The sequence below is a fragment of the Streptomyces sp. NPDC059957 genome, from assembly GCF_042730015.1.
GTDB lineage: Bacteria > Actinomycetota > Actinomycetes > Streptomycetales > Streptomycetaceae > Streptomyces.
On the sequence record NZ_JBHWMB010000013.1, the window covers coordinates 1 to 18,574 of the forward strand.

The following is an 18,574-nucleotide window of genomic DNA, read 5'->3' on the forward strand; positions in this document are numbered from 1 at the left end:
GGGGTCCGGGGACCGGTCCCCGGCAGCGGCGCCGCGCGGGCGATCACACCCCGACCGGGGTGGACCTCCCGAGGTGGTCCAGGCGGCGGAGGATGACGCCTTCGCGCAGGGCCCAGGGGCAGACTTCCAGGGACTCGACGCCCAGGAGATCCATCGCGCCTTCCGCCACCAGGGCTCCGGCCAGGAGCTGGTTGGAGCGGCCCTCCGAGACGCCGGGGAGGGCCGAGCGCTGGACGGTGGTCATCGCCGCCAGTCTCGGGACCCACTCCTCCAGGGACTTCCGGGTCAGGTCCCGCTGGATGTAGAGGCCCTCCGCGGAGCGGGCCGCGCCCGCGATCCGGGCCAGCTGCTTGAAGGTCTTCGACGTGGCCACCACCCGGTCCGGCGGGCCGAAGCGGCTGAACTCGCCGACCGTGCGGGCGATCTGGGCCCGTACGTGGCGCCGCAGGGCCCGGACGTCCGCCTGGTCCGGCGGGTCGCCCGGGAGCCAGCCCGCCGTCAGGCGTCCGGCGCCCAGCGGGAGCGAGACCGCCGCGTCCGGGTCCTCGTCGATGCCGTACGCGATCTCCAGCGAGCCCCCGCCGATGTCGAGGAGCAGGAGCTTGCCCGCCGACCAGCCGAACCAGCGGCGCGCCGCGAGGAACGTCAGGCGGGCCTCGTCGTCGCCGCTGAGGACGGGGAGGTCCACGCCGGTCTCCGCCTTGACCCGGGCCAGGACTTCGTCGGCGTTCGTGGCTTCCCGTACGGCGCTCGTCGCGAAGGGGAGGACGTCCTCGCACCCCTTGTCCTCCGCGGCCTGCACCGCGGCCCCGATGACGGAAACCAGCCGCTCGACGCCCTCGGGCGTCACCGCGCCGTGTTCGTCGAGCAGCTCCGCCAGCCGCAGCTCCACCTTGTGCGAGTGCGCGGGCAGCGGGCGCGCGCCGGGGTGCGCGTCCACCACCAGCAGATGGATCGTGTTCGAACCCACATCAAGGACACCGAGTCTCATGAGGGGAAACGCTACTGGTCCAAAGGCGTAGGGGTGGAGTAAGGGGCGCTTAGGCTGGGGTTTGTGCCAAATACGAAGAAGGCCAACAAGTCCAAGACCAAGGTCGGCAAGGCCGCCAAGGGTGCCAAGGCCGCCGCCAAGGCGGACGAGAAGGGGCTCGATTTCCCGCGGGCCTGGGTGGAGTTCCCCGACCCCGCCGACGAGGAGCAGGTCTTCCGCTGCGACCTGACCTGGCTCACCTCCCGCTGGACCTGCATCTTCGGCAGCGGCTGCCAGGGCATTCAGGCCGGCCGCGCGGACGACGGCTGCTGCACGCTCGGCGCGCACTTCTCCGACGAGGACGACGAGAAGCGGGTCGCCGAGAACGTGGCGCGGCTGACGCCTGAGCTGTGGCAGTTCCACGACGTCGGCAGTGAGACGGGATGGACGCAGCACGACGACGACGGGGAGAAGCAGACCCGTCGATGGGACGGTGCCTGCATCTTCCTGAACCGGCCCGGTTTCCCGGCCGGGGCCGGGTGTTCCCTGCACATCCTGGCGGTGCGCGGCGGCCAGGAGCCGCTGGAGACCAAGCCGGACGTGTGCTGGCAGCTGCCCATCCGGCGGACCTACGACTGGATCGACCGGCCCGACGACACCCGCGTCCTCCAGGTGTCGATCGGCGAGTACGACCGGCGCGGCTGGGGGCCGGGCGGCCACGACCTGCACTGGTGGTGCACCTCGGCCACCTCCGCGCACGGCGCCGGCAAGCCGGTGTACGTGTCGTACCGCGCCGAGCTGACGGAGCTGATGGGCAAGGAGGCCTACGAGGAGCTCGTACGGCTCTGCGAGGCGCGGCTCTCCTCGCTGCTGCCGATGGCCCCGCACCCGGCCGACCCCACCCCCGCCACCGACCCCGCCCCGTAGGCGGCAGGCCTACGAGGCCGGGACCGGGGTCGGCTCCGGCTCCGGGGTGGCTCCGTCCGAGGGGCTCGACGTCGACGTCGGCGTCGGGGTCGGTGTCGGGGTGGGCGTGGGTGTCGGAGTGGGGGTCGGCGTCGGCTCCGGGGTGGGTGTGGGCGTCGGCGTCGGCGTGGGCTCCGGGTCGGGCGGGGTGGGTGCCGGGCGGCCCCGGCCCCGGATGGAGATCACCGCGCCGCCCGGGTCCACCCCGACCCGGGCGCTCCAGGCCCCTACGGGCTGGGCTCCGGAGTCCACGGTGATCCGCAGGGTGACCGATTCTCCTGGGGCCAGCCGGCCCGAGGTCGTACTGGCGCGGAGCCACGGGGCGTCGGACCACAGCCGCCAGTCGACCGGTGCCCCGCCCGAGGCGGTGAGGGTGAGCAGGGTGGTCGCTCCTCGGGTGGAGGCGGCCGCGGTCAGCCGGCCCGGGGCGCCGGGGGCGCCGGGTGTGGAGCTCGGCGGCGCGCCGCTGCTGATGACCTCCACGGAGACGTCGGGGGCGGCTGCGGACGGGGCGAAGCCGGGGCCGTCGGTGGTGACGGCGGCGTTGCCCGCGTTCTCGTACGCCGTCAGCGGGCGGCCGTCAGTCCGGGCCAGCGGGAGCTCGGCCTCGCTCGCCGAGATGCGCGTGGAGCCGTTGCCCACGGGTTCCCCGGTGCTCGGGGCGCCCCGGTAGGCCGCCCACAGCGCCAGCACCGGGGCCGCGACGACGGTGGCGACGACCGTGGTGGTCACGGCGCGGGCGCGCAGCCGCTCGCGGCGGGCCGCCCGGTCCTTGGGGTCCATCGGGAAGCCGGTGCGGTCGAAGCGCGGGCCGGTCCCGGCGCTCCGGCGGCCGCCGGAGCGGAGCATCGCGGCGTGCACGGCGGTGCGCGGGGCCGGGACCAGCGGGAGGGCGGCGGTGTTGACGCCGCCCGAGCCGGGCCAGGGGCCGCCGGCGCCCACGCGTTCGGCGGCGCGGCGGCAGCGCGGGCAGTCGTCGACGTGGCGCACGAGTTCGGCGCGCAGGGAGGAGGAGAGGAGCAGGTTCCCGTCTCCCCCGCCCTCCCCGTCGTCTCCGGTGAGCCGGGACACGGTCGGGCAATTGCCCGTCTCCACGACGGCGAGGGCGGCGCGGGTGCGCTCCACCTCGCAGGCGGCGCCGGTGAGCAGCTCGCGGGCGGCGGCCGGGGGCGTGCCGAGGACGGCGGCGAGTTCGGGGACGCCGAGGCGGTGGCGCACGGCGAGTTCGAGTGCCTCGCGCTGCTCGGGGGTGGTTCCGGCGGCCTCCGGCCAGGCGAGGCGGGCGAGCTCGGTGCGGCGGTAGGCGTACACGTCAAGACCGCCGTGACCGGCGGAGCCCGCAGAGCCCGCGGGGCCCGCAAGGCCGGCCGCCGCGGCGTTCGCGGCCGCGTTCGCGTCGGCGCTCGCCGTCGCGGGATCCGGCGCACGGCCGGCGTCCGTGTGCTCCGGTGCACGCCGGGCGGAATGCGCTCCCCCGTAGCCGTAGCGCGTGCGCCGCCGCTCGGCCAGCCTGCGCAGGCAGGCCCAGCGCGCGAGGGCGTAGAGCCAGGCCCGCCGGTCCCCCTCGTCGGGGCAGCGGCCGGGATGCCGGTTGGCCACGGCGAGGACGTCGCCGAGCACGTCGGTGGCGCTGTCGTGGTCGCACAGGACCGAGAGGCAGTACGTGAACAGCCCGTCCAGGTAGGGCTCGTACCGGAACGGTGGCGGCTGCTCCACCCTGGTCCCCTCGGGGGGCGTGCGCCCGTGCGCCCGGTGTGCGCCGGTGCGCGGTGCGGGGTGTCCCTGGTTGCTGCTGGTCACTTGGCGACCGTAGGCGGCGCGCCGGTGGCGCTCCGGAAGCCTTCCCCACTTTTAGCCCTTACGGGTGAACAGATCGGCGCCGTGCTGACGGCGCCCCTGACGGTGCACGCCACGGCGTGTACGCCGGTACCGGCCACGCGAGAGCGGCGGGACCGCCGCACGACGGCCGCACGACCGCCGCGAGACCCGTCCGGCCGGGGCTGTCGGTGGCGGCGGCTACCGTGGGCCGCATGGCTGCCCGTACATCTCGTTCATCCGCCAAGGACCGGCCGTCCTACCGTTGTACCGAGTGCGGGTACTCCACCGCCAAATGGCTCGGCCGGTGCCCAGAGTGCCAGGCCTGGGGCACCGTCGAGGAGCTCGGCGGCGCGCCCGCCGTGCGGACCACCGCGGCCGGCCGGGTCACCACGGCCGCCGTACCGATCGGGCAGGTCGACGTGCGGACGGCGACCGCGCGCAGCACGGGCGTGAGCGAGCTGGACCGGGTGCTGGGCGGCGGGCTGGTCCCCGGCGCGGTCGTCCTGCTCGCGGGCGAGCCCGGCGTCGGCAAGTCCACGCTGCTGCTCGACGTCGCGGCGAAGGCCGCCTCCGACGAGCACCGCACGCTGTACGTCACGGGCGAGGAGTCGGCGAGCCAGGTGCGGCTGCGGGCCGACCGGATCAACGCGCTCAGCGAGCACCTCTACCTGGCCGCGGAGACCGATCTGTCCGCCGTGCTCGGGCACCTCGACGCGGTGAAGCCCTCGCTGCTGATCATGGACTCCGTACAGACGGTCGCCTCCCCCGAGATCGACGGCGCACCCGGCGGCATGGCGCAGGTCCGGGAGGTCGCCGGAGCCCTGATCCGCGCCTCCAAGGAACGCGGGATGTCCACGCTGCTGGTCGGCCACGTCACCAAGGACGGGGCGATCGCCGGTCCCCGGCTGCTGGAGCACCTGGTCGACGTGGTCCTGAGCTTCGAGGGCGACCGGCACGCGCGGCTGCGCCTCGTACGCGGCGTGAAGAACCGGTACGGCACCACGGACGAGGTCGGCTGCTTCGAGCTCACCGACGAGGGCATCAACGGGCTCGCCGACCCGAGCGGGCTGTTCCTGACCCGCCGCGCCGAGGCCGTCCCCGGCACCTGCCTGACGGTGACCCTGGAGGGCAAGCGCCCGCTGGTCGCCGAGGTGCAGGCGCTGACGGTGGACTCGCAGATCCCCTCGCCGCGCCGCACCACCTCCGGGCTGGAGACCTCGCGCGTCTCGATGATGCTGGCGGTGCTGGAGCAGCGCGGGCGGATCACGGCGCTCGGCAAGCGGGACATCTACACCGCCACCGTGGGCGGGGTGAAGCTCACCGAGCCGGCCGCCGACCTGGCCGTCGCGCTGGCCCTGGCCTCGGCCGCCAGCGACGTACCGCTCCCGAAGAACCTGGTGGCCATCGGGGAGGTCGGCCTCGCGGGCGAGGTCCGGCGCGTGACGGGGGTGCAGCGGCGGCTCGCGGAGGCGTACCGGCTGGGCTTCACGCACGCGCTGGTGCCGACGGACCCGGGGAAGGTACCGGCGGGCATGAAGGTGACCGAGGTCGCCGACATGGGCGACGCCCTACGGGTCCTGCCGCGCGGGCGGTCGCGTACGCCGGCGAAAGAGACGGCCTAGTGCTGTGACCGGGAAGGTTCACCGGCCCGTACCGGCCGGGCCGCCCCGTCCAGGACCGGAGAACAGCAGGTCGGCGGACCCGGACGGGGTGCTCTCCGGCCCGGCCGCGCCAAGGCACGACGGGCGCCGGGGCCGCGCCGGTAGACTTCGGGATGGTCCGCCCGGCCGTACGCAGGCGGTACATCCCGCGACCGGAGGAGTGCAGTGGCAGCCAAGGACGGGGCAGCAGCATCCGGAAAGTCGGGCGCGAGCTCCAAGCAGGACGCCATGATGCGCGCCTCGCTGAGCGCGGTCGCACCTGGTCAGCCCCTGCGTGACGGGCTCGAACGGATCGTTCGCGGCAACACCGGAGGGCTCATCGTCCTCGGCATGGACAAGTCCGTCGAGGCCATGTGCACGGGCGGTTTCGTCCTGGACGTGGAGTTCACCGCGACCCGGCTGCGCGAGCTGTGCAAGCTCGACGGTGCGCTGATCCTCGACAAGGACATCACCAAGATCCTGCGCGCGGGCGTCCAGCTGGTGCCCGACGCGTCGATCCACACGGAAGAGACGGGCACCCGGCACCGGACCGCGGACCGGGTCTCGAAGCAGTGCGGTTTCCCGGTGGTGTCGGTCTCGCAGTCGATGCGGCTGATCGCGCTGTACGTGGACGGTGAGCGGCGCGTGCTGGAGGAGTCCGGGGCGATCCTGTCGCGGGCGAACCAGGCGCTGGCCACGCTGGAGCGGTACAAGCTCCGCCTGGACGAGGTCGCCGGGACGCTGTCCGCGCTGGAGATCGAGGACCTGGTGACGGTGCGCGACGTCACGGCGGTGGCGCAGCGGCTGGAGATGGTGCGGCGCATCGCGACGGAGATCGCGGAGTACGTGGTGGAGCTCGGCACGGACGGCCGGCTGCTCTCGCTCCAGCTCGACGAGCTGACGGTCGGGATCGAGCAGGAGCGGGAGCTCGTCATCCGGGACTACGTGCCGGAGCCGACGGCGAAGCGTTCCCGCACGGTGGAGGAAGCGCTGCCGGCGCTGGACGCGCTGACGCATCCGGAGCTGCTGGAGCTGGCGATCGTGGCGAAGGCCCTGGGGTACACGGGCGCGCCCGAGACCCTGGACTCCGCGGTGTCCCCGCGCGGGTACCGGCTGCTGGCGAAGGTTCCGCGGCTGCCGGGGGCGATCATCGAGCGGCTCGTGGAGCACTTCGGCGGGCTGCAGAAGCTGCTCGCCGCCTCGGTGGACGACCTCCAGACGGTCGACGGCGTCGGCGAAGCCCGTGCCCGGAGCGTCCGCGAGGGCCTGTCCCGCCTGGCGGAGTCCTCCATCCTGGAGCGGTACGTCTAGGCTCGGCTCCGCCGCGGCTCCGGGTGTGTGGCTGCGCGCCGCCGCCTGGGGCTCCGCCCCCCGGACCCCCGCGCCTCAAACGCCGGCGAGGCCGGATTTTGGCGCGCGTCGGCCTGCACGATCGCCCTCGACGGGGCTGGATTGCCCACAGGGCAATTTCAGCCCCTCCGGCGTTCGAGGAGCGGGGTCCGGGGCGGCGCCCCGGGAGCGGCGCCGCGCCGACTACTCCGGCTTCAGCACGAACGAGGTGCGAGCCACCGGCATGCCGGGGGACTTGACCTCCACCACGTACGTGTCCGCCGCCGCCACCCCCGCCGGAGGCGACTGGCACTGGGTCGCCTCGCTGAAGTGGCGGTCCCACTCCAGGGATTGCCGGGTCTCGCCCTGCGAGGGCACCCGGTAGAAGACGTTGCCCGCGCCCGCCGGGCAGTCCGCCGAGGACCAGACCGGCTTGGCGTTGCTCGCCTGAGTGATCGTCAGTACCGCCTGCTTCGGGCCGAGGTCGACCTTGCACGTCGTGCCCGAGACGTTGCGCGCGACGAGTTCGAGGCGCGGCTTCTCGCCCGCCTCGTACTCGTTCTTCACGCTCTTGACCTCCCACTGCAGCGCACTGGGCGCGCACGTGGGCAGCGGCGAGTCCGCCGGGACGGCCTGACCCGCGCCGGAGCCGCCGGAGCCGTCGGCCCCGCCCTGGCCGGCGGTGCCGGGCTCGGCGCCCGGTTCGCCGTTCTTGCCCGGGCCCGGGCTCGCGCCGGGGTCGGAGCCCGTGCCGGTGCCCGCACTCGTACCGGCGCCGCCGGAGCCGGACTCCCCGCGCCCGCCCGGGGCCTGACTGATCGCCGGACCGGAACCCGAGGGTCCGGGGGTGATTTGGGTGACGGGACCGGAGCCGCCCTGGCCCTTGCCGTTGGTACTCGACTTGCCCGCACCGGAACTGACGGTCCATACGGCGAGCATCGCGAGGAGCGCGGCAACGGACGCCAGCACGGCCCTCCGTCGCCAGTAGATGGAGGAGGGGAGCGGCCCGACCGGATTGCGCAGAGATCCCACGGACGGAACCTTACGAGAGTTCCCGGCGCGATCAGTGCCCCACATGCCGCGCACTCGGCTTGTTTTGCCGATGATCATCCTGCGGGGTGATCCGGGGCACCGGAAATCGGCCCGGAGACTGATGAAGACGTTATTCCGATTTAGGTACCTTCAGTCACCATGGACAGCTCCGGCCTCTACCTCGACGTGACCGATTTCGCCCACTCGACCCCCGCCTGGGTGCAATCGGCGTTCGAGTTCTGGACCGAGTACGGGCTGCTCGTCTTCGGCGCCCTCTTCATAGCCGTGTGGTGGCGATCACGTGGCGCCCGCGATCCCCGCGCTGTGGCGCTCGCGGTGCTCGCCCCCTTCGTCACCGCCCTGGCCTACGTCGCCTCCGAGCTGGTGAAGTCCAGCGTCGACGAGGAGCGCCCCTGCCGGGCCGTGGCCGGGGCGGCGGCCTCGCTGATCAAGTGCCCGGCCACCGGCGACTGGTCCTTCCCCAGCAACCACGCCACCATCGCGGGCGCCGCGGCCGTGGCTCTGGCGCTGGCAGGAGGGGCGGCGCGCAGCGCCTCGACGAGGGGCGGCGGTCGGGTGACGGGCGGGCGCAAGCTCGTCCTGCTGACCGTTCCGCCGGCCCTGCTGATGGCCTTCTCCCGCGTCTTCGTCGGTGTCCACTACCCGCACGACGTGGCCATGGGCCTGCTGCTGGGCGCGAGCCTCGCCGCGCTCGCCGCCCTCGCGCTCGCCGGCCCCGCGACCAGGGTCGTTGCCGCGGTGCGGACGGGCGGCGGCCGCACGGCCGTCCTGATCACCGGCCCGGACCCCGCCCGCTGACAGCGGCCCCGGACCCGGTGCCGGGGATCGACACGGCACCCCGCGGGCCCGAAACGTGCCAGGATGCCGTCTGCCATGACTGCAACCATTCCCACCACCGCGCTGCACTCCCCCGTCATCGCGTGGTTCGAAGCACACGCCCGCGACCTGCCCTGGCGCCGCCCCGAGGCCGGCCCCTGGGGGGTGATGGTCAGCGAGTTCATGCTCCAGCAGACCCCCGTCAACCGGGTCCTGCCGGTCTACGAGCAGTGGCTCGCCCGCTGGCCCCGGCCCGCCGACCTCGCCGCCGACGCCCCGGGTGAGGCCGTCCGCGCCTGGGGCCGTCTCGGATATCCGCGCCGGGCCCTGCGCCTGCACGGCGCGGCCGTCGCCATAACGGAGCGGCACGGGGGCGACGTACCGCGCGAGCACGCGCAGTTGCTGGCCCTGCCCGGGATCGGCGAGTACACGGCCGCCGCCGTGGCCTCCTTCGCGTACGGGCAGCGGCACGCGGTCCTCGACACCAACGTGCGCCGGGTCTTCGCGCGCACCGCGACCGGGGTCGAGTACCCCCCGAACGCCACGACCGCCGCCGAACGCCGCCTGGCGCGGGCCCTGCTGCCCGAGGACGAGGACACCGCGGCCCGCTGGGCGGCGGCCTCCATGGAGCTCGGGGCGCTGGTGTGCACGGCCAAGAGCCCGGACTGCGGGAGCTGTCCGGTGGCCGGGCTGTGCGCGTGGCGGCTGGCCGGGAAGCCCGCTCACGAGGGGCCGCCGCGGCGCGGGCAGACGTACGCCGGGACGGACCGCCAGGTGCGCGGCAAGCTCCTCGCGGTGCTGCGCGAGGCGGTCGGCGCCGTGCCGCAGTCCCTCCTCGACACCGTCTGGGAGGAGCCCGTACAACGGGCCCGCGCGCTCGACGGGCTGGTCTCGGACGGGCTCGTGGAGCCGCTGCCCGGGCTCATGTACCGGCTTCCGGCCGCCCCCGCGAAGGCCGCCGCCGACACCGCACCCACCACCCCCTGACGCTGACTCGGGGATTCCGCTTATGTCCGGAGAAACCGCAGCTCACGGGCGCCGTTACACAACCTACGGGTGTCCGTGCGCCCACCGAAGGCTGACCCGCACAGGGCCGTGACAACGCCTCCGTACCGTCGGATCCGTAAGGCAAGCGGATGAGCGGTTGGTCGGAACGGAGGCGGTCTGAGATGGCGCACGGCGAGGTACTCGAATTCGAAGAGTACGTACGCACCCGGCAGGACGCGCTGCTGCGCAGTGCCCGTCGCCTGGTTCCGGACCCGACCGACGCACAGGACCTCCTGCAGACCGCACTCGTCCGCACCTACGGCCGCTGGGACGGCATCGCCGACAAGTCCCTTGCCGACGCGTACCTGCGCCGTGTCATGATCAACACCCGTACCGAATGGTGGCGGGCCCGCAAGCTCGAAGAGGTTCCCACCGAACAGCTCCCCGACGCCTCCGTCGAGGACGGTTCGGACCAGCGTGCCGACCGCGCCCTGCTCATGGACATCCTCAAGGTGCTCGCGCCCAAGCAGCGCAGTGTGGTGGTGCTGCGACACTGGGAGCAGATGAGCACCGAGGAGACGGCCGCGGCGCTCGGCATGTCGGCGGGAACCGTGAAGAGCACTCTGCACCGCGCACTGGCCCGCCTCCGGCAGGAACTGGAGGGCCGGGACCTGGACCTGCGCGCGCTGGAGCGCGGTGACCACACGATCCGGTACGAGGGGCGTGAGCGGTGCGCGGCCTGATTGGCCCAAGACTGAGCGGCAAGAGCTCGGTGGTACTGATGTCGGCGGGGACGGTCGTCCTCGTCGGCACCGTGCTGTTCGCGGTCGGATGCTCGACGGGGGGCACGGGCCTGCGGGACGGCGGGCCGGCCCGTACCGAGTCGGTGGCCAAGACCGGCGCACCCTCCTCGGCGCCCTCCGAACTCACGGCGGACGCGGCCACCCCCCTCGCCCCCCAGGCCTCCGGCAAGCCGGCAGCCAAGGTCGACCCGATCGCCCTGATCAAGGCGGACCCCAAGATCAGCTCCGAGATCAAGCGGGACCTGAAGCCCTGCTCGGGCAACGAGTACCCGGTGGACGTCAGCTACGGGAAGGTCACCGGCGGCCCGGCGGTCGACATCGTGGTCAACGTCCTGTCCTGCGCCGACGCGCTCGGCCGCGGGTCGTTCGTTTACCGCTCGGACGGGGGCGCGTACGAGAATGTGTTCTCGGACGAGCAGCCGCCCGTCTACGCCGAGATCGACCGGGGCGACCTGGTCGTCACCAAGCCGGTCTACGGGAAGAGCGACGCGCTCTCCTATCCCTCGGGCGAGGACCTGATCACGTACCGCTGGAACGGGGAGCGGTTCACCGAGCAGGACCGGGTGCACACCGACTACAGCAGCGTGGTCGACGGCGGGACGGCCCCCGCCCCGGCCGTCAGCCCGAAGAACTGAGCAACCCGCAGGGCTGAGCAACCCGAAGAACCGAGCAACGAGTACCGAGGCGAGGCGAGGCTCCCCATGGCCGAGACCCATGTGCTGTTCGTGGAGGACGACGACGTCATCCGTGAGGCCACGACCCTGGCGCTGGAACGCGACGGGTTCGTGGTCACGGCCATGCCCGACGGGCTGTCCGGTCTGGAGTCCTTCCGGGCCGACCGGCCCGACATCGCGCTGCTCGACGTGATGGTCCCGGGGATGGACGGCGTGAGCCTGTGCCGCCGCATCCGCGACGAGTCCACCGTTCCCGTCATCATGCTGTCGGCGCGCGCCGACTCCATCGACGTGGTGCTGGGCCTGGAGGCGGGTGCCGACGACTACGTCACCAAGCCCTTCGACGGCTCCGTCCTCGTCGCCCGCATCCGCGCCGTGTTGCGCCGCTTCGGCCACGCCGGCGGCCCGCAGGGCGGCGGGTCCGAGGACGACGCCTCCGGCGAGCGCGGAGTACTGCTCTTCGGCGACCTGGAGGTCGACACCGAGGGCATGGAGGTGCGCAAGGCGGGTGTCCCGGTGGCCCTGACCCCCACCGAGATGCGGCTGCTGCTGGAGTTCTCCACCTCCCCCGGCACGGTGCTCTCGCGCGACCGGCTGCTGGAACGGGTGTGGGACTACGACTGGGGCGGCGACACCCGCGTCGTGGACGTCCACGTCCAGCGGCTGCGCACCAAGATCGGGCAGGACCGGATCGAAACGGTCCGGGGATTCGGATACAAGCTCAAGGCCTGATGCCTTGAGGAGAACGAGCACGGGGGACGAGCGCGTGGATGAGAGACGAGCGCGGGGATGAAAGCCGAATGAGCCGGTTCACCCTGCGGACCGGGATCCGCTGGAAGATCACGCTCGCCATCGCGTCCGTGGGCGCGCTGACCGCCATCGCACTGAGCCTGGTGGTGCACAGTGCTGCCCGTGCGTCGATGCTGGAGAGCGCGCGCGAGGTGCAGCTCGACCGGGTGCAGTTCATCTCCCGCAACGCCGAGGCCGGCCGCAAGCCCCCCATGGGCGCCAAGCTCAACGACCCCGACCTGCCCGCCGAACTGCGCGAGAAGGCCCGGTCCGGGCGGCGCGGCACCTACGTCCAGGACAGCCCGAACGCGGGCCCCGAGGTGTGGGCGGCCGTACCGCTGGGCAACGGGCAGGTGCTGTCGCTGCACACGCAGTTCCGGGAGAGCGCCAACATGGTGCGCGACCTGGACCGGGCCCTGCTCATCGGCTTCCTCCCCGTGGTGATCGGCGCCTCGGCGCTCGGCGTACTGATCGGCGGCCAGATCTCCAGCCGGCTGCGCAAGGCCGCGGCGGCCGCGCAGCGGGTGGCGCACGGGGATCCCGGCGTACGGGTGCGGGACGCGGTCGGGGGCGTCGTACGCGACGAGACCGACGACTTCGCGCGGGCGGTCGACGCGATGGCCGACGCGCTCCAGCAGCGGCTGGAGGCGGAGCGGCGGGTGACCGCCGATATCGCGCACGAGCTGCGCACCCCGGTGACGGGCCTGCTCACGGCCGCGGAACTGCTGCCGCCGGGCCGGCCGACCGAGCTCGTACGGGACCGCGCGCAGGCACTGCGGGCCCTGGTCGAGGACGTGCTGGAGGTGGCCCGGCTGGACAGCGCGTCCGAGCGGGCGGAGCTCCAGGAGGTGGCGCTGGGCGAGTTCGTGCACCGCCGGGTCACCTCGCTGATGCCGGAGGCGAGCGTACGGATCGTGGCGGACGAGATCGTCAGCACCGACCCGCGCCGCCTGGAGCGGATCCTCGGCAACCTCCTCGCGAACGCCGCACGGTACGGGCGGGCGCCGGTCCAGGTCGATGTCGAAGGCCGGGTCGTACGGGTCCGGGACCACGGGCCGGGCTTCCCCGAGGCCCTGCTCAAGGAGGGCCCGAGCCGGTTCCGGACCGGGTCCACGGACCGGGCCGGGGTGGGGCACGGGCTGGGGCTGACCATCGCGGAGGGTCAGGCGCGGGTGCTGGGCGCCCGGCTGACGTTCCGCAACGTGGCGGCCCCCGGCGGGTTCGTCCACGGCGGCGCGGCGGCCGGGGCGGTGGCGGTGCTGTGGCTGCCGGAGCGCGCGCCGACGGCGACGGGGAGCTTCCCGATCGTCCGCCGGGAGGACTGAGCGAGGGAGCGAGGGAGCGGGTCCGGGAGCGATCGGTGTCGTATCGCGACCCTCGGCTGTTCGATTGAGAACGCCGATGTTTTAGCATCCGAACCATGACTGACGGTACGGATCGCCCGCAGAGCCCCCAGCCCGAGCCCGCCCCGGAGAGCGGTGGCTACGGGTTCCCGCCGGGGATACCCGCGCCGGGCGGTTACGGGTTCCCGCCCGGCCGACCCGAACAGCCCGACCTGGCCGGACAGACCGGGCAGCCCGGGCAGCCCGCGTCGGGTGACGGCCACGGCTACGGATACCCGCAGGGCGGCGGGTACGGATACCCGCAGGCCGGTGGCTACGGCTACCCGCCGAGCCCGCCCGAGGCCGGCGTCTTCGGCCCCCCGATGCCGTTCCCCGAGGAGCCCGGCCCGAACGGACCGCACGGCCCGCACGACCCGAACGCACCGCTCGGCCCGCAGGGACCCGGCCTGGACCTGCCGCCCGTGGCCCTCGGCGAGCAGCCCGACTGGCAGGCGATGGCCGACCGGACGGCAGCCGAGCGGCGCAAGAAGCGGCTGTGGATGGTGGGCGGAGCGGTGACGGTCCTGCTGCTGCTCGCCGGCGGCGGAACGTTCTTCGTGCTGCGGGACGGCATGCCGGGCACGAAGGACAAGGCCGACGCCCCCTCCGCGTCGGCATCCCCGTCCGGGTCGCCGGGCCCCGACGACTCCCCGTCGAAGAGCTACTCCCCGACCGTGTCGAGCGACGTCTCCCTGCTCAGGGACAGCGTCGGCAGCACCAGCGTCCGCATGGGCCCCGACGTCTCGGTGCCCAAGGCGAAGACCCGCTACGAGCTGACCTTCAGGGGCACTCCGAACTCGTACGCCCAGGCCACCGAGCAGGGCGTGGACCCGACCAAGAGCTTCACCCTCGCGGCCCGCGTCAAGAACAACTCCACGGCGAAGGGCGTGCACGTCGTGATGAGCCAGGGCACCTCGGATTCGTTCGCCCTGGAGCTCGGCGCCGACGAGGTGAACGGCCAGCAGGCGTGGGTGTTCCGCGTGCGGACCAACGACAAGGGCGCCACGCCCACGATCGTGACGGTCGCCGCCGAGGGGAAGAAGACGGTCAAGGACTGGACGATGCTGACGGCCGTCCACGACGCCGAGAAGAAGATGATCTCCCTCTACGTGGAGGGAGAGAAGGCCGGCGAGGCCCCGATCCCGGGGATCGGGAAGAGCACCGGCCCCCTGAACTTCGGCCGGGCCCGCCACCAGGACGCGTGGGCCGGCGCGTTCAAGGGCGTGATGAACGACATCCGGATCTACGAATCGGCCTTCACGCCCGAGCAGGCCGCCGCCTACCGCAAGGGCGAGCTGGACCCCGCGGGCCGCGCGACCGCGACCCACGCCTGGGTGATCGGCTGATCAGATGGTGACGCCGACGTTGCGCAGGAAGGAAACCGGGTTCACGGCCGAGCCGTAGTTCGGGGTGGTCCGGATCTCGAAGTGGAGGTGCGGGCCGCTCGAATTGCCGGTGTTGCCGGAGAGGGCGATCTGCTCGCCCTTGGTGACCTTCTCGCCGATCTTGACCTGGATCTTCGAGAGGTGCGCGTACTGGGAGTACGTGTTGTTCGCGTGCTTGATCACGATGGCGTTGCCGTAGGCCGGGCCGTCGCCGCCGCCGTTGGGGCCGGCCTTGACCACGGTGCCCGCCGAGACGGCGTCGACCGGGGTGCCGACCGGGACGGCGAAGTCCTGGCCGGAGTGCTTGTGCGACCACATGCTGCCGCCCTTGCCGAAGGTCGCGGAGAGCGTGTACTTCGACACCGGCTTCTCCCACAGAGCGGCCTTCGCCGTGACGGCCGCGGCCTGGGCGGCGGCCTGCTCGGAGATCAGCTGGACCGTACCGGTCAGCTCGGCCTGGGGCACCTCGTCGGCGAAGGCGGCGGTCGTTCCGGCACCGAGGGCCAGGGCCGCGCCGAGGGCGGTGGCGCCGAGGGCGATACGGGTACGACGGATGCTGACGCGCTTCGCGGACATGAAGGAGACCTCCGGGCCGGGGACGGGGGGGTACTGCGGGTGCTTCGGGTACTGCGGGTGCTTCGGGTGCTTCGGGCAAGAAAGGACCCGGCACGCTGAGCAGGTGCCGGGCTTGCTTGCTCATCCTTGGTAACCCGGGCACCCCGGCTTCCCCAAACCTCCCCGTTACTACCCGGGCTCGTAGACACCGAGGGGGCTGACAGCCCTGTTGACCGCCTGCTTACTGGCCCAGCGGTGGGGCAAATCGGACATCGATCTCTACGAATGTTCCTAGTAGGTCCGATTTGCCCTGTGCGGCTTGTCACCGGTGCGGGACCTCTGCCGGTCCCCGCCGGGACCAAAGCCCTGCGACCGGCGTCACACCGGAGCTACGCTCCGCCCGTGGACGCATCCGTGGTGGGGATCCGGCTGGCCTCGGGGGTAGTGACCCCTCTCGTGAAGAAGCTCTTCCGGGGGGAGGGGGCGGGCGCCGGCCTCGTCGACCGGCCCGTGCGGATCTCCTCGTACGTCTCCCTGCGCGAGCAGCGCACCCTCTCCCGGGACGACCTGCGGCGGCTCGCCGACAAGCTGGTAGAGGAGGCCTTGCGCGCCCCCGGCGAGCGGCCCCTGCCGCCGGGCGAGGAGGCGGGCGTCGCGGCCGCGCTCGCCGCCACCCTGCACTGCCTCGGGAACCTCTCCATGGAGGACGCCCAGGCGGTCGAGATGGGTGCGCGCGCCTTCGCCGCCGAACTGCGCAAGGCGGCCCCGGCCACGGGCCTGGGACGGGACGCCGAGCTGTTCCACGACCGCCTGCTGGAAACCACCTGCCTGCACGTCCTGCACTTCTTCACGACCCGCTCCACCTACATCCCGGCGGCCCTGGTCGAGCAGGCCCGCCGGCAGGCCGAGGTGATCTCCAAAGTCGACGCCCTGATCGCACGGATCCCCCGCCAGGAGGGCCGGGACGCGGAGTTCGAGGCGAGGTACCTGGAGTACCTCGCCAAACGGCACAGCACCCTGACGATCTTCGGGATCGACCTGGCCCCCGGCTCGGCGCGCTGGCCGCTCGACGCGGCGTACGTGAGCCTGGAGCTGGTCTCCCCCAGCCTGGTCGACCCCGGGGCTCTCCGCCGGCCCCCGGCCCCGCGGAGATTCCACGCCGGTGCCGCGGACGCCACGCTGCACCACAGCTACCGCGTCCTTCTGCGCGGCGAGGCCGGGTCCGGCAAGACCACGCTGATCCAGCAGCTGGCCGTCTCCGCCGGCCGGGACGGAATCGACGTCGGCCTCGTCCCGTACGTACTGCCCCTGCGGACCCTGACCCGGCACGGGGAGCCGCTGCCCGCCGCCAAGGACTTCCTGGCCGCCACGGCGCTCAAGGGGCAGGCCCCGGAGGGGTGGGAGGACCGGGTCCTGCGCGCGGGGCGCGGCCTGGTCCTGGTCGACGGCATCGACGAGATCCCGGAGGGCGAGCGGGCCCGCGCCCGCGACTGGCTCGTGGACCTGTTCGCCGCCTACCCCCACAACCGGTGGCTGGTCACCTCCCGGCCCTCGGCGGTCCGCCAGGACTGGCTCGCCGGCGAGGAGTTCACCGAACTGGTCCTCGTCCCCATGAACCGGGCCGCCGTGGCCGCCTTCGTCACCCGCTGGCACACGGCGGCCGAGGCCGGCGAGGATCTCCGCGACCAGCTGCTGGAATCCCTGGCCACCAAGCCGGAGCTGGCCCGGCTCGCCACCAACCCGCTGCTGTGCGGGCTGATCTGCGCCCTGCACCGCGAGCGCCGGGGCTTCCTTCCCGCGGGCCGCAAGGAGCTCTATGCGGCCGCCCTGTCGATGCTGCTGCACCGCCGCGACCGCGAGCGGGAGCTGCGCCTGACCGAGCTCGCCGAGGAACCGCAGCTCCAGCTCCTCCAGCGGCTCGCGTACTGGCTCATCCGCAACGGCCGCACCGAGATCGGCCGGGACCGGGCCACGGCCCTGATCGCCGCCGCGCTGCCCGCCGTACCGGCCGCGCAGGCACTGGGCGACGCCCCGGCCGTCCTACGGCACCTCCTGGACCGGACGGGCCTCCTGCGGGCCCCCACGGAGGACACGCTGGAGTTCGTCCACCGCACCTTCCAGGACTTCCTGGGGGCCCGGGCGGCCCTCGACGAGGGCGGCCTCGGCGAACTGACCCGGCACGCGGACGACGACCAGTGGGAGGACGTCATCCGCATGGCGGTCGCCCAGGGCCGCCCCCTCGAACGCGCGGCGATCATCCGCGACCTGCTGGTCCGGAACACGGACCGGGCCGTCCTGCTCGCCCTGGCGTCGCTGGAGTACGCGGCCGAGCTGGAACCGGAGCTGCGCGAGGAGGTCCGGACGGCCGCCGGCCGACTCATGCCGCCCGCGGACGCGAACGCCGCCGAGGCGCTCGGCCGGGTCGGGCCGCTCGTCCTGGACCTGCTGCCCCGCGGCGAGGACACCCGGGGCGACGATGCCCACCTTTCGGTGAGGGCGGCCATGGCGGCAGGTTCCGAGGAGGCCGTCGGCTACCTCGCCGGATACTGCCGGCACACCGACGAAAAGGTCCGGGAGCTGCTCGTGCGGGCATGGAACGCGTTCGACACCCGCCAGTACGCCGCCCAGGTGCTCGCGCACATGGACCCGCCGCCCGGCACCGTCGTCGTCGACTCGGACGACAAGCTGGCGGCACTGACCTCCTTCACCGGCCCGCCCGACCTCTACATCGACAACGGAGTCAGCCGGAAGGCCCTGACCGCCTTCCTGGCCCGCCAGCCGGTGGCCGGGCTGACCTTCTGGTACTTCGGCGGCGGGACTGACGTGGAATTCCTGCGCGGCCACACCTCACTGCGGCGCCTCATCGTCAACGGCTGGTCGAAGCTGCGGGACTTGGGTCCGCTGCACGGGCTTCCCCTGGAAGAGGTGTCCCTCTACCTCGGCAGCGGCCTCCCCATCGCCCCGGCCATCGCCTCCTGGCCCCGGCTGCGCACGCTCACCCTGCACGCCAGGCCCGGTGCATGGTCCTTCACCGACGTCTCCCCCGAAGCCCCGCTGGAAGCGATCGAGCTGGACGAGGCGGACCCGGACCTCGTCGGTCTGGGCCGGCTCACGGGCCTGCGGCGCCTCGAGCTCGGCCGCTCCTGGCGCCCCGGCAGCGAAGCCGCCTGGGCGGAGCTCTCGGCCCTGAAGGAGCTGCGGGAGATCTCCGTGTCCTGCGCCGTACTGGCCGGCCTCGCCGAGTTCGCCGATCTGCCGTCGCTGCGGACCGTGAGGTACTACGACGACGACGAGCCGTGGGAGGACGGGATCGAGGAGCAGCTGCTGCGCCGCTTCCCGCACGCCGAGCTGGAGATGGTGCCGCAGGTGTACGAGGTCTGACCGGTCCCGGGACGGCAAAGGGGCGG

Annotated in this window: 15 protein-coding genes; 11 read left to right on the plus strand and 4 right to left on the minus strand. The window is 73.3% G+C overall.

Annotated elements, in window-relative coordinates; all coding sequences use genetic code 11:
- Nucleotides 1-43: 43 nt before the first annotated feature.
- Nucleotides 44-991 (minus strand): Ppx/GppA family phosphatase, encoded by a 948-nt coding sequence (locus ACFWBW_RS11230; RefSeq protein WP_385370558.1) that lies wholly within the window; start codon nucleotides 989-991, stop codon nucleotides 44-46.
- A 63-nt stretch (nucleotides 992-1,054) separates the two neighbouring features.
- On the opposite strand from ACFWBW_RS11230, the gene ACFWBW_RS11235 reads away from it, so the two are divergent.
- Nucleotides 1,055-1,897: a hypothetical protein gene (locus ACFWBW_RS11235; RefSeq protein WP_385370560.1), complete on the plus strand. Its 843-nt coding sequence runs from the start codon at nucleotides 1,055-1,057 to the stop codon at nucleotides 1,895-1,897.
- Between the two features lie 9 nt (nucleotides 1,898-1,906).
- On the opposite strand, the gene ACFWBW_RS11240 is transcribed toward ACFWBW_RS11235, so the two are convergent.
- Entirely contained in the window at nucleotides 1,907-3,736 is a 1,830-nt protein-coding gene (locus ACFWBW_RS11240) for a hypothetical protein (protein ID WP_385370562.1), read from the minus strand.
- 230 nt (nucleotides 3,737-3,966) lie between these two features.
- On the opposite strand from ACFWBW_RS11240, the gene radA reads away from it, so the two are divergent.
- Nucleotides 3,967-5,376, plus strand: coding sequence for a DNA repair protein RadA (gene radA / locus ACFWBW_RS11245; protein WP_385370564.1), 1,410 nt, complete (start codon nucleotides 3,967-3,969; stop codon nucleotides 5,374-5,376).
- 204 nt (nucleotides 5,377-5,580) lie between these two features.
- A complete protein-coding gene (disA, locus tag ACFWBW_RS11250) occupies nucleotides 5,581-6,705 on the plus strand; it encodes a DNA integrity scanning diadenylate cyclase DisA (protein ID WP_385370566.1) in 1,125 nt (374 codons plus the stop codon).
- 222 nt (nucleotides 6,706-6,927) lie between these two features.
- Here the strand turns inward: disA and ACFWBW_RS11255 are convergent, their stop codons facing one another.
- Complete coding sequence (locus ACFWBW_RS11255) at nucleotides 6,928-7,755, minus strand: hypothetical protein (RefSeq protein WP_385370568.1); 828 nt, start codon at nucleotides 7,753-7,755, stop codon at nucleotides 6,928-6,930.
- 159 nt (nucleotides 7,756-7,914) lie between these two features.
- Between ACFWBW_RS11255 and ACFWBW_RS11260 the strand changes: the two genes are divergently transcribed.
- The 7 genes from ACFWBW_RS11260 (at nucleotide 7,915) to ACFWBW_RS11290 (ending at nucleotide 14,573) form a co-directional block, all read left to right on the plus strand.
- Complete coding sequence (locus ACFWBW_RS11260) at nucleotides 7,915-8,574, plus strand: phosphatase PAP2 family protein (protein WP_385370570.1); 660 nt, start codon at nucleotides 7,915-7,917, stop codon at nucleotides 8,572-8,574.
- 63 nt (nucleotides 8,575-8,637) lie between these two features.
- Nucleotides 8,638-9,579, plus strand: coding sequence for an A/G-specific adenine glycosylase (locus tag ACFWBW_RS11265; RefSeq protein WP_385370572.1), 942 nt, complete (start codon nucleotides 8,638-8,640; stop codon nucleotides 9,577-9,579).
- A gap of 182 nt (nucleotides 9,580-9,761) precedes the next feature.
- On the plus strand, nucleotides 9,762-10,322 hold the full coding sequence (locus ACFWBW_RS11270; protein WP_385370574.1) for a SigE family RNA polymerase sigma factor: 561 nt from the start codon (nucleotides 9,762-9,764) through the stop codon (nucleotides 10,320-10,322).
- Nucleotides 10,323-10,360: 38 nt separating this feature from the next.
- The gene (locus ACFWBW_RS11275; protein ID WP_385370802.1) at nucleotides 10,361-11,017 is read left to right on the plus strand and encodes a hypothetical protein; all 657 of its coding nucleotides are present in this window, start codon (nucleotides 10,361-10,363) and stop codon (nucleotides 11,015-11,017) included.
- 66 nt (nucleotides 11,018-11,083) lie between these two features.
- On the plus strand, nucleotides 11,084-11,788 hold the full coding sequence (gene cseB / locus ACFWBW_RS11280; RefSeq protein WP_385370576.1) for a two-component system response regulator CseB: 705 nt from the start codon (nucleotides 11,084-11,086) through the stop codon (nucleotides 11,786-11,788).
- Nucleotides 11,789-11,856: 68 nt separating this feature from the next.
- On the plus strand, nucleotides 11,857-13,170 hold the full coding sequence (cseC, locus tag ACFWBW_RS11285) for a two-component system sensor histidine kinase CseC (RefSeq protein ID WP_385370578.1): 1,314 nt from the start codon (nucleotides 11,857-11,859) through the stop codon (nucleotides 13,168-13,170).
- A 95-nt stretch (nucleotides 13,171-13,265) separates the two neighbouring features.
- Complete coding sequence (locus ACFWBW_RS11290) at nucleotides 13,266-14,573, plus strand: LamG-like jellyroll fold domain-containing protein (protein ID WP_385370580.1); 1,308 nt, start codon at nucleotides 13,266-13,268, stop codon at nucleotides 14,571-14,573.
- Here the strand turns inward: ACFWBW_RS11290 and ACFWBW_RS11295 are convergent, their stop codons facing one another.
- Complete coding sequence (locus ACFWBW_RS11295) at nucleotides 14,574-15,188, minus strand: M23 family metallopeptidase (RefSeq protein ID WP_385370582.1); 615 nt, start codon at nucleotides 15,186-15,188, stop codon at nucleotides 14,574-14,576.
- A gap of 381 nt (nucleotides 15,189-15,569) precedes the next feature.
- Between ACFWBW_RS11295 and ACFWBW_RS11300 the strand changes: the two genes are divergently transcribed.
- Nucleotides 15,570-18,548, plus strand: a complete 2,979-nt coding sequence (locus ACFWBW_RS11300; protein ID WP_385370584.1) for an NACHT domain-containing protein — start codon at nucleotides 15,570-15,572, stop codon at nucleotides 18,546-18,548.
- The last annotated feature ends 26 nt before the right edge of the window (nucleotides 18,549-18,574 follow it).

Bases quoted from the DNA above. Each gene is read 5' to 3' on its own strand.
- ACFWBW_RS11260 (WP_385370570.1), top strand. From the start codon at position 7,915: ATGGACAGCTCCGGCCTCTACCTCGACGTGACCGATTTCGCCCACTCG.
- cseC (WP_385370578.1), top strand. From the start codon at position 11,857: ATGAGCCGGTTCACCCTGCGGACCGGGATCCGCTGGAAGATCACGCTC.
- radA (WP_385370564.1), top strand. From the start codon at position 3,967: ATGGCTGCCCGTACATCTCGTTCATCCGCCAAGGACCGGCCGTCCTAC.
- ACFWBW_RS11275 (WP_385370802.1), top strand. From the start codon at position 10,361: ATGTCGGCGGGGACGGTCGTCCTCGTCGGCACCGTGCTGTTCGCGGTC.
- ACFWBW_RS11270 (WP_385370574.1), top strand. From the start codon at position 9,762: ATGGCGCACGGCGAGGTACTCGAATTCGAAGAGTACGTACGCACCCGG.
- ACFWBW_RS11265 (WP_385370572.1), top strand. From the start codon at position 8,638: ATGCCGTCTGCCATGACTGCAACCATTCCCACCACCGCGCTGCACTCC.
- cseB (WP_385370576.1), top strand. From the start codon at position 11,084: ATGGCCGAGACCCATGTGCTGTTCGTGGAGGACGACGACGTCATCCGT.
- ACFWBW_RS11230 (WP_385370558.1), bottom strand. From the start codon at position 991: ATGAGACTCGGTGTCCTTGATGTGGGTTCGAACACGATCCATCTGCTG.
- ACFWBW_RS11295 (WP_385370582.1), bottom strand. From the start codon at position 15,188: ATGTCCGCGAAGCGCGTCAGCATCCGTCGTACCCGTATCGCCCTCGGC.
- ACFWBW_RS11290 (WP_385370580.1), top strand. From the start codon at position 13,266: ATGACTGACGGTACGGATCGCCCGCAGAGCCCCCAGCCCGAGCCCGCC.